General features: G+C 60.4%; 10 protein-coding genes. 4 read left to right on the top strand and 6 right to left on the bottom strand.

Annotation, left to right across the window (positions count from 1 at the left end; translation table 11 throughout):
- Positions 1-304: 304 nt before the first annotated feature.
- The 4 genes from PMI32_RS26740 to mdaB form a co-directional block, all read right to left on the bottom strand.
- Positions 305-1,750: a SulP family inorganic anion transporter gene (locus PMI32_RS26740; protein WP_008024661.1), complete on the bottom strand. Its 1,446-nt coding sequence runs from the start codon at positions 1,748-1,750 to the stop codon at positions 305-307.
- 205 nt (positions 1,751-1,955) lie between these two features.
- A complete protein-coding gene (locus PMI32_RS26745; protein ID WP_008024660.1) occupies positions 1,956-2,849 on the bottom strand; it encodes an NAD-dependent epimerase/dehydratase family protein in 894 nt (297 codons plus the stop codon).
- Between the two features lie 103 nt (positions 2,850-2,952).
- Positions 2,953-3,864, bottom strand: a complete 912-nt coding sequence (locus tag PMI32_RS26750) for a LysR family transcriptional regulator (protein WP_008024659.1) — start codon at positions 3,862-3,864, stop codon at positions 2,953-2,955.
- Between the two features lie 120 nt (positions 3,865-3,984).
- Positions 3,985-4,575, bottom strand: coding sequence for an NADPH:quinone oxidoreductase MdaB (gene mdaB, locus PMI32_RS26755; RefSeq protein ID WP_008024658.1), 591 nt, complete (start codon positions 4,573-4,575; stop codon positions 3,985-3,987).
- A 162-nt stretch (positions 4,576-4,737) separates the two neighbouring features.
- On the opposite strand from mdaB, the gene PMI32_RS26760 reads away from it, so the two are divergent.
- Positions 4,738-5,052 (top strand): putative quinol monooxygenase, encoded by a 315-nt coding sequence (locus tag PMI32_RS26760; RefSeq protein ID WP_008024657.1) that lies wholly within the window; start codon positions 4,738-4,740, stop codon positions 5,050-5,052.
- On the opposite strand, the gene PMI32_RS26765 is transcribed toward PMI32_RS26760, so the two are convergent.
- The gene (locus PMI32_RS26765; RefSeq protein ID WP_008024656.1) at positions 5,042-5,806 is read right to left on the bottom strand and encodes a sulfite exporter TauE/SafE family protein; all 765 of its coding nucleotides are present in this window, start codon (positions 5,804-5,806) and stop codon (positions 5,042-5,044) included. The genes PMI32_RS26760 and PMI32_RS26765 overlap by 11 nt on opposite strands.
- Positions 5,807-6,014: 208 nt before the next feature.
- Here PMI32_RS26765 and PMI32_RS26770 point away from each other — a divergent pair, with 208 nt between their 5' ends.
- The 3 genes from PMI32_RS26770 to PMI32_RS26780 all read left to right on the top strand — a co-directional run bounded on the left by PMI32_RS26770 (position 6,015) and on the right by PMI32_RS26780 (position 8,935).
- On the top strand, positions 6,015-6,917 hold the full coding sequence (locus tag PMI32_RS26770) for a LysR family transcriptional regulator (protein ID WP_008024655.1): 903 nt from the start codon (positions 6,015-6,017) through the stop codon (positions 6,915-6,917).
- 103 nt (positions 6,918-7,020) lie between these two features.
- Complete coding sequence (locus tag PMI32_RS26775) at positions 7,021-8,424, top strand: amino acid permease (RefSeq protein WP_008024654.1); 1,404 nt, start codon at positions 7,021-7,023, stop codon at positions 8,422-8,424.
- A 166-nt stretch (positions 8,425-8,590) separates the two neighbouring features.
- Positions 8,591-8,935 carry a cupin domain-containing protein gene (locus PMI32_RS26780; RefSeq protein WP_008024653.1) on the top strand — a complete coding sequence of 115 codons (345 nt, stop codon included), beginning with the start codon at positions 8,591-8,593 and terminating at the stop codon, positions 8,933-8,935.
- Positions 8,936-9,116: 181 nt separating this feature from the next.
- On the opposite strand, the gene PMI32_RS26785 is transcribed toward PMI32_RS26780, so the two are convergent.
- The coding region (locus tag PMI32_RS26785; RefSeq protein WP_008024652.1) for an NAD-binding protein at positions 9,117-9,694 on the bottom strand (578 nt) is incomplete at its 5' end.

The raw sequence follows: 9,694 nt of genomic DNA, 5'->3' as shown, positions 1-9,694 counted from the left end.
TCCTCGAAAGGGTCACGTCGAAAGTTTTGTGAAACTCTTAAAACATTTCGAAGCGTGAAACTCAAACGAGGTGAAAGTAATTTTCGTAGAGGGGTAAGGGTTGTCGCGCAGAGGTATGCGAGGTCGGTGAATATGAAAATCAGGCAGGCGGACTTTCATCCATTCCCCTGTAGGAGCGAGACCGGCTTGCCGGCGATGGGCGTCAACGATAACGCGCACTTCCTGAATCAACGCGTTGTCTGAACGTTTTTCGCGAGCAGGCTCGCTCCTACAGGGAATGGCCGCAGCCCAGAGGATTGATAGATCAGTCGTGATTCACCCGTGCGCGCCTGAGCAACTTCTTGCAGCGTTCGGACAAGTGCAGCACCCGCAGGTGCTTGCCGGCCTTGGCGTAACGTTCGCGCAGGGTCTTCAGCGCCGCGATGGCCGAGTAGTCGACGAAGCTCAGGTGACGGCAATCAATCGTCACCACGGACGGGTCATTGGCAGGGTCGAACTGGTTGAGAAACGGTGTAGTCGAGGCAAAAAACAGCGTGCCATGCAGCAGGTAAAGCTTGCTGCCGTCGGTTTCGAGGTGACTGTCGGCATACAGCTCGCGGGCCTGCTGCCAGGCAAAGTTGAGCGCTGCAATGATGATCCCGCAGAGCACGGCGGTGGCCAGGTCGGTGAACACCGTGATGACCGTCACGGCGACGATCACCAGCACGTCGTTCAGCGGCACCTTGTTGACGACCCGCAACGATGCCCAGGCAAACGTCTGTTGCGACACCACGAACATCACCCCGACCAATGCGGCCAGCGGAATGCGCTCGATCAGCGGCGACAAGAACAAAATGAACAGCAGAATCAGCACACCGGCCACCACGCCGGAAAGCCGACCTCGGCCGCCGGAGCTGAGGTTGATCACGGTCTGGCCGATCATCGCGCAGCCGCCCATGCCGCCAAACACACCGGAGACCATGTTGGCCGCGCCCAGCGCCACACACTCACGATCCGGGAAGCCACGGCTCTCGGTGATTTCGTCGGTCAGGTTCAGGGTCAGCAGGGTTTCCAGCAGGCCGACCAGCGCCATCAATATCGCGTAGGGGGCGATGATGCGCAGGGTGTCCAGCGTCCACGGAATGTCTGGCAAGGCCAGCGTCGGCAAGCCACCGGCGATGTGCGCCATGTCGCCCAGGGTGCGAGTCGGCAAGCCTAGTAGATACACCGCCAGCCCGACGCCCAGAATCGCCACCAGCGCTGGCGGCACGGCACGGGTCAGGCGCGGCAGCAGATAGACAATCGCCATCGTCAGCGCCACCAATCCGCTCATCACATAAAGCGGTGAGCCGCTGAGCCAGTTGTCACCACTCTTGAAGTGTTCCAGTTGCGCCAGCGCGATGATGATCGCCAGGCCGTTGACGAAGCCGAGCATCACCGGATGCGGCACCATCCGTACCAGCTTGCCGAGCTTCAGCAACCCGAACGCCAGCATGATCAACCCGCCCAGCAACACCGTCGCGAGCAAGTACTGCACACCGTGCTGCACCACCAGCGCGACGATCACCACGGCCATCGAACCGGCCGCGCCCGACACCATGCCCGGTCGGCCGCCGAACAGCGCGGTCAGGGTGCAAATGATGAATGCGCCGTACAGGCCCATCAGCGGATTGAGGTGAGCCACCAGCGCGAAGGCGATGCATTCTGGCAATAAGGCGAAGGATGTGGTGAGCCCGGCCAGGACATCGGCGCGCAGACGGTTTGCTTTCATGGGGAGGACTGGACACAACTGGGGAAGAGGGGGCGGATGGTACGGAATTGAGGGCGGCCCGGCCAGTTGTGGTGGTGCTGAAGACGCCTTCGCGGGCAAGCCTCGCTCCTACAGGGGTTATGTCGCTCACCCATTTTGTGAACGACACAACCCTTGTAGGAGCGAGGCTTGCCCGCGAAGAACGATGACGCGGTCTAAAGCGAACTCAAACCATCTCGTCCCGAATCCACTCAACCACCGAAGTCCGCTTCGGCACCCAACCCAGCAACTCCCGCGCATGCTTGCCGCGCACCCGACTGTTGGAACCCAAACCATAGTTGGCCATTTCATAACCCCACTCGGCTTCGGCCTCTTTCAACGGCCAGTCTTGCGGCTCAGCGAGATTCAACGCCTGGGCAATCGCCGTGGTCATGTCGACGAACGACGCTTCACCGCTCTCAACGAAATAGAACGTGCCCGGTATGTTTTTGGTCAGCGCCAGCAGATACAGGGACACCACGTCTTCGATGTGCACGTTGGACCAGATGTTCTGGCCGGTGCCGACATGCCGAACCACGCCACTTTTGCGTGCCTGTTTCAGCAGGCGCGGCAACTGCACGCTGTCGCGCTTGACGCCCAGGCTGTGGCCGTAGATCAGCGTGTTACAGATGACCGCCGAGTTCACCCCGTCGTTCGCCGCATCGAGGATCAGGTTGTCGATGGCCACGCGGGCCGCCTTGTCGACAGTAGGCTCCGGCAGCGTGTCTTCGTAATAAATGGCGTCGCCGAACTGGCCACCCGACGCATCGCCGACAATGCTCGAACCACTGGTGTGCAGGAACACCTTGTTGGAACCGCGCAAGGCATTGACCAAGGCTTCCACCGCGCCGCGATGGTCGCTGCTGGCGGCGTTGATCACCGCGTCGGCAGCGCGGGCCTGTTCGGCCAATAGTGCGCTGTCGTCAAGAGTGCCGATCACCGGAGTGATGCCCAACGCGCTCAGCTCATTGGCTTGTTCGCTGCTGCGCACCAGGCCGGTGACCTTGTGGCCAGCGCGAACCAGGCCCGTAGCGATGGAGCCGCCGATGAAACCTGCAGCGCCGGTAACGAATACGTTCATGGAGAAACTCCCTGCGTGAATAAGTGATGCAACGAGTATCAAGCAGTCATCACGACTGAAAAATCCCCGTTGACCCAATTCACTCTTGCGCAGGAATCATGAATCAACCTTCAAAATCCGCATTCGCGTACACCGCCAATTTGCCCTGGATAAAGTCCAGGAAGCACTGAATCCGCAGGGCCAGTTGCGAGTTGCGGTAATACACCGCGTTGATCGGCTGGCGATAACCGCTGTTGAAATCCGCCAGCAGCACTTTCAGGCGCCCGGCACGGATGTCTTCGATGGTCATGAAATGCGACAGGCTGGCAATGCCCTGACCTTCCAGCGCCAGGTGCCTGATCGTCTCGCCGCTGGACGCGCTGATCGACGCCTGAATCGGCCAGCGATCGCCATGCACATAACGCAGCGGCCATTGGTTGAGGCCTTCATTGTGGGTGAAGCCCAACAGCGCGTGCCCGCTCAGGTCCTCGACCACCAGCGGTGTGCCGTGTTGCTCAAGGTAAGCCGGGCTGGCGACGATGTGCAGCGGGCTGCAACCCAGCGAACGGGCGTGCAGGGTCGAGTCGGCCAGCGTGCCGATGCGGATGGCAATGTCGGTGCTTTGTTCGAGCAGGTCGATGATCAGGTCGTTGCTGTTGAGTTCGAGCTGGATGTCCGGGTAGAGCCGGCGGAACTCGTCGATGTACGGCACGATGGCGTGCAGCATGAACGGCGAGGCGGCGTTGATCCGCAGACGCCCGGACGGGGTTTGCTGACGTGAACTGAGGCGCTCTTCAAGCTCCTCCATCTGATCGAGTATCAGTTTGGCGTGCTCGAAGAAATACTTGCCCTCCTCCGTCAGGTCCATGCGCCGCGTGGTGCGGTTGATCAGCGTGGTATCGAGCTTGGCCTCCAGCCGCGACAGCGTGCGGCTGACCGCCGAAGGCGTCTGCCCGACCTGTTCGGCCGCAGCGGAAATCGATCCGCACTCAATCACGCAGACGAAAATCTGCAACTCATCGGATCTGGCTTTCACCTGTGTTCCTTATCGCTTTTTGTAGGAGCCAGCTCGCTGGCGATGGCGTCCGCGAAGACGCCATCGCCGGCAAGCCGGCTCCTACAGGTTTTGGTTACAGGTATCGATAGTAGCCGAACCTTATGCCTTCAGGCCGAACACCTCGCTCAGGTGCTGCTCATAACGCGCCACATCACCTTCGATGTTCGGGCGTTTCATCACATCAACCGCCAGGAACGTCGGCAAACCGGTCATGCCGAGGAATTCGTTGGCCTTGTGGAACGGGAAGTACACCGCGTCCACGCCCTTGCCTTCGAAGAAGTCGGTCGGGTCGTCGAAGGCTTGCTGCGGCGCGTTCCAGGTCAGCGACAACATGTATTGCTTGCCCTGCACCAAACCACCGCTGCCGTACTTTTGCGAAGCATCGGAACGGGTGCGGCCGTCACTGGCGTAGAGGCTGCCGTGGCCTTCGGTGAAGACTTCGTCGATGTACTTTTTCACGGTCCACGGCGCGCCCATCCACCAGCCCGGCATTTGATAAATGATCACGTCGGCCCAGAGGAATTTGGCAACTTCTTCAGCGACGTCGTAGCCCTCGTCGATGAAGGTGGTTTTCACGTCAACGCCGCCGCGATCCAGCACGCTCAACGCGGCTTCATGCAAGGTGGTGTTGTAACGGCCATCGGAGTGCGCAAACTTTTTGCCGCCATTGAGCAACAGTACTTTTTTCATGAGAAGTCTCGGAAGGGTCAGAAAGTGGATGGCGGCAGGTTAGCGACCGGCCTCGCGCGGAATAAGCCCTGAATTCGCAAAATTCATTTGACCTATACGCACGAATCAACAGGCGATTGTTGCCATAAACTGGCGCCGATTCTGACTTTGAGGAGACTCCTGATGAGTGAAATACAAGGCTTCATCCTGCACGCCAAAACCCGCCCGGAAAAATCCGACGCCTTCGAAGCGTTCTTCCGCGGCTATGTCGAAGCGAGTCGCGCCGAGCCTGGCTGCATCGAGTACCACATGCTGCGCGACAAACAGGACCCGACGCTGTTTATCTTCTTCGAGATCTGGCAATCCCAGGCGCACCTCGACGTGCACTCGAACCTGCCGCACATGAAGCAGTTCCTCGAACAGCGCGATGAATTCCTGGAACAGGATTTCGACATCCGTGCCATCGAGATGCTCAGCCCGTCGTCCGCTACCCGCTGATCAGCAAGTGGCCGCCGAGCACACCGAGGCCGATGAAGAACACGCGTTTGAACAGCACGGCGCTGATCCGCTGGCGCAGCCATTGCCCGAGCAACATGCCGAGCACCGCCGGGATCAGCGCCAGCAATGACGCGCTCAATTCGCCACCGCCCAGCGCCCCGCGCCACAACAGGCCGGCAGCGAGGGCGAGGGTCGATACGGTGAACGACAGGCCCAGCGCCTGCACCAGTTCATCCTTGTTCAAACCCAGTGCTTGCAGATACGGCACCGCCGGAATCACGAAGACGCCGGTGGCGGAGGTGATGACGCCGGTCAGCACGCCGCACAGCGGACCGAGCCTGCGCTCGGCCTGAGTGCCGACGCGCAAAGTCGGCAGGAACAAACCGCTCAACGCATAGAGCAGCAATGCCGCGCCCAACCCCCGCACCACCCAATGACCACCCGCCATGCCGATCCACACCGTCCCGGCACCGGTGCCGATGAAGATCGCCAGCAGCATCGGCCACAGCCGCCTGACCAGCCCATGCAAATGCCCGCCAAATGCCAATTGCCAGACGTTGGTCAGGGTCGCCGGAATGATCAGCAGCGCCGCAGCCTGCGACGGTGCCATAGCCAGACCGAGCAGGCCCATGGCGATGGTTGGCAGGCCGAGGCCGATCACGCCTTTGATCATGCCGGCCAGAAGGAAGGTGGCGATGACCAGCAGAGAAAGGGCCAGACCAAGGTTTTGGTAGAACGTGGCGAGTGTATTCATGGGCTGATCCTGCGCCTGGATTGGCCGTGTGAAAATTCGCCATATACTGAGGATGCCTCTTGTTTTGATAGAGGCTTAAAAAGTTGTCGATGCTTCTGGCGTCTTCGCGGGCAAGCCTCGCTCCTACAGGGGTTGCGCAAATCGTGTAGGAGCGAGGCTTGCCCGCGAAGGCGTCCGTCCAGACAACACACCTCCCGAGGCTGTACCGATGCACTTCGACCTGACCGACCTAAGCCTCTACCTGAACATCCTCGACACCGGCAACATCACCGCCGGCGCCGCGCGCAGCCATTTATCCCTGGCGGCGGCGAGCGCGCGAATCCGCGCGATGGAGGCTTCGCTCGGCATCGACTTTCTGGAACGCGGTCGGCGCGGCGTCACCCCCACGTCCACCGGAAAAGCCCTCGCGCAACACGCCCGGCTGCTGCTGCAACACGCCGACCGCATGCAGCAGGACCTGGCCGAATACGCCAAAGGCGTCAAAGGTCAGGTGCGTTTGTTATGCAACACCACAGCAATCACCGAGTACCTGCCGGAAGTGCTGGCGGACTTCCTCTGCCGCCATCCCAACCTCGACATTGATCTGCAGGAATTACCGAGCCTGCGCATCGTCCATGCACTGCATCAGGGTGCGGCGGACCTTGGCATCGTCTCCGACGCCGTCGACACCCACGCCCTCGAAACCCAGCCCTTTCGCGACGATCCGCTGGTGCTGATCATGCCATTCGGGCATCCATTGGCTGACGGCGCAATACCGAGCTTCAGCGAGACGCTGCATCACGATTACGTCGGCCTGAGTGCCAACAGCGCACTGGCGGTATACCTCGAAGAACAGGCGCTGCACGCGGGCGTGCGCATGCAGATCCGCATCCGTGCGGAAGGCTTCGACGGGGTGTTTCGCATGGTCGCTCGCGGCGCCGGGCTGGCGATTGTGCCGCTTGCGGCGATTGAGCGCCGGGCCGTCGATCAACCGTTCAAGCACGTTGCCCTGCAGGAAGCCTGGGCGCAGCGCAAACTGCTGCTGTGCGCCCGCTCGTTTGCTGGCCTGCCCGGTTACGCCAGAGCCTTGCTCGATGCGTTGTGCGCTGCAAACCGGGCCGGGAGCCTTTGAAAACCAGTGTTTGGCCCAACAGGCACCTGTATGACGAAGGCTGCGAAGAGTAATATCTGCCCTTTCAAATCAAGCCTGGCCACAACAACCAAAAGGGAACCAGATGGCGGATGAAATCTTGCAACAGGCAACGCTCAAGCGGGGGTTGAAAAATCGGCACATTCAACTGATCGCATTGGGCGGCGCCATTGGTACGGGGCTGTTCCTGGGCTCCGCCGGAGTGCTCAAGTCCGCCGGACCGTCGATGATCCTTGGCTATGCGATTGCCGGTTTCATCGCGTTCCTGATCATGCGCCAACTGGGCGAAATGATTGTCGAGGAACCCGTGGCCGGCTCGTTCAGCCACTTCGCGCACAACTACTGGGGCGGCTTTGCCGGTTTCCTGTCCGGCTGGAACTACTGGGTCCTGTATGTGCTGGTGGGCATGGCCGAGCTGACCGCCGTCGGCAAGTACGTGCAGTTCTGGTGGCCGGAGGTGCCGACCTGGGTCAGCGCGGCGGTGTTCTTTGTGCTGGTCAACCTGATCAATACGCTGAACGTCAAAGTCTTCGGCGAGATGGAGTTCTGGTTCGCGATCATCAAGGTCGTGGCCATCATCGGCATGATCCTCCTGGGCTGCTACATGCTGTTCAGCGGCACCGGCGGCCCACAAGCATCGGTGAGCAACCTGTGGAGCCACGGCGGTTTCTTCCCCAATGGCACCAACGGTTTGCTGATGGCGATGGCGTTCATCATGTTCTCCTTCGGTGGCCTGGAGCTGGTCGGCATCACCGCCGCTGAAGCCAGCGAACCGCGCAAGGTCATTCCCAAGGCCATCAACCAGGTGGTTTATCGGGTGCTGATCTTCTACGTCGGCGCACTCACCGTGTTGCTGTCGTTGTACCCGTGGGACCAACTGCTGCAGACACTGGGCGCTTCGGGCGATGCCTACAGCGGCAGTCCGTTCGTGCAGATTTTCGCCCTGATCGGCAGCGACACCGCCGCGCAGATCCTCAACTTCGTGGTGCTCACCGCCGCGCTCTCGGTCTACAACAGCGGCGTGTACTGCAACAGCCGCATGCTCTACGGCCTGGCCGAGCAAGGCGACGCGCCCAAAGTGCTGATGAAGTTGAACAAGCAAGGCGTTCCGTTGCTGGCACTGGGCGTTTCGGCGTTGATCACGATGCTGGCGGTGCTGGTCAACTACGTCGCACCGCATGAAGCGCTTGAGTTGTTGTTTGCCCTGGTGGTCGCGTCCTTGATGATCAACTGGGCGCTGATCAGCCTCACGCATTTGAAGTTCCGCAAGGCCATGGTCCAGCGCGGCATCGTGCCTGGCTTCAAGGCTTTCTGGTCGCCGTACACCAACTACCTGTGCCTGGCGTTCATGGCCGTGATCATCTGCGTTATCTGGATGATCCCGCCGGTGCGCGCCTCGGTGTACGCCATGCCGGTGTGGGTGTTGCTCATCTACGGTTGCTATCGGTTGCGCATGGCCAGGCACCGAAAGCTGTCTGTGACTCAGTAATCGCGTAAAAAAAACGCCCCGGCATTCGATGAATGCCGGGGCGTTTTTTATGGCGAGCGCAGTGAATCCAGCGTTTCTGGATACCTCGATGTCGAGCACAGACAACTGACGCCGCATCAAGCCCGATAGGGTGCGACTTCAGTTCTCCATCACGCTCGGAGTCATCATGTCCGCACCGATTACCGTTCTTCGCGACACCCACCCGCTGCCAGTGCTCGACGCCTGCAAATGGGAAAAACTCGAAGGCGATCCGCACACCGTCAACCTCAACGCCTACACCAGCGAAGACGGCAGCAAGATCATGGGCACCTGGATCTGCACGCCGGGCAAGTGGTATGTGGAATACGTGAAGTGGGAATACTGCGATTTCCGCGAGGGTTACTGCATCATCACCCCGGAAGGAAAGGAGCCGATCCATCTGCGTGCCGGTGATATTTTCGTCATCGAGCCGGGGATGAAAGGCACGTGGGAAGTGGTTGAAACCGTGCGCAAGTATTTCGTGTTTGCCTGATGCAAAAAAACCGGGAGATCACCCGACGTGATTTCCCGGTAAATGTCGATGCGCACACACCGCTCCTGTAGGAGCCAGCTTGCTGGCGAAAAACTCGAGAGCAACGCGGGGGGTCAGATTCCCCGCGTTATCGTTAACGACCATCGCGAGCAGGCTCGCTCCCACAGGTTGAAGCAGGTCGTTATTGCGGTTTGCGATAGCTGTTGATGATCGCCGAGAAGTCTTTACCCCCCTCCCCACGCTGGCTCATCGCTTGATACAACTGCTGGGCCACCGCGCCAAGCACCACCGGTTGGTGCGCCTGACGCGCAGCTTCCGTGGCAAGTCCCAGATCCTTGAGCATCAGCTCGGCACCAAAACCACCGGTATAACCTCGCGACGCAGGTGCCGTTTCGACGATGCCCGGCCACGGGTTGTACATCTCCGAACTCCAGCAGCGCCCCGTGGAACTGTTGATGATCCCGGCCAGCACCGACGTGTCGATCCCAAGAGCATCACCGAGTGCCATGGCTTCGCTGACGCCAACCATGGAGATCGCCAGCAGCAGATTGTTGCAGATCTTGGCGATTTGCCCGGTGCCGACCTCGCCACAATGGACAATGTTGCGACCCATCTGCGCCAGCACCGGTTGCAGGGTGGCAAACAGTTCAGGCGTGGCGCCGACCATGAAGGTCAGGGTCCCGGCTGCTGCACCGCCAGTGCCACCCGACACCGGCGCATCGGCCATGGCCACGCCTTGCTTGGCAGCGGCTGCCGCCA

The organism is Pseudomonas sp. GM60 (assembly GCF_000282415.1).
GTDB lineage: Bacteria > Pseudomonadota > Gammaproteobacteria > Pseudomonadales > Pseudomonadaceae > Aquipseudomonas > Aquipseudomonas migulae.
This window is presented reverse-complemented; position numbering and strand designations above follow the sequence as displayed.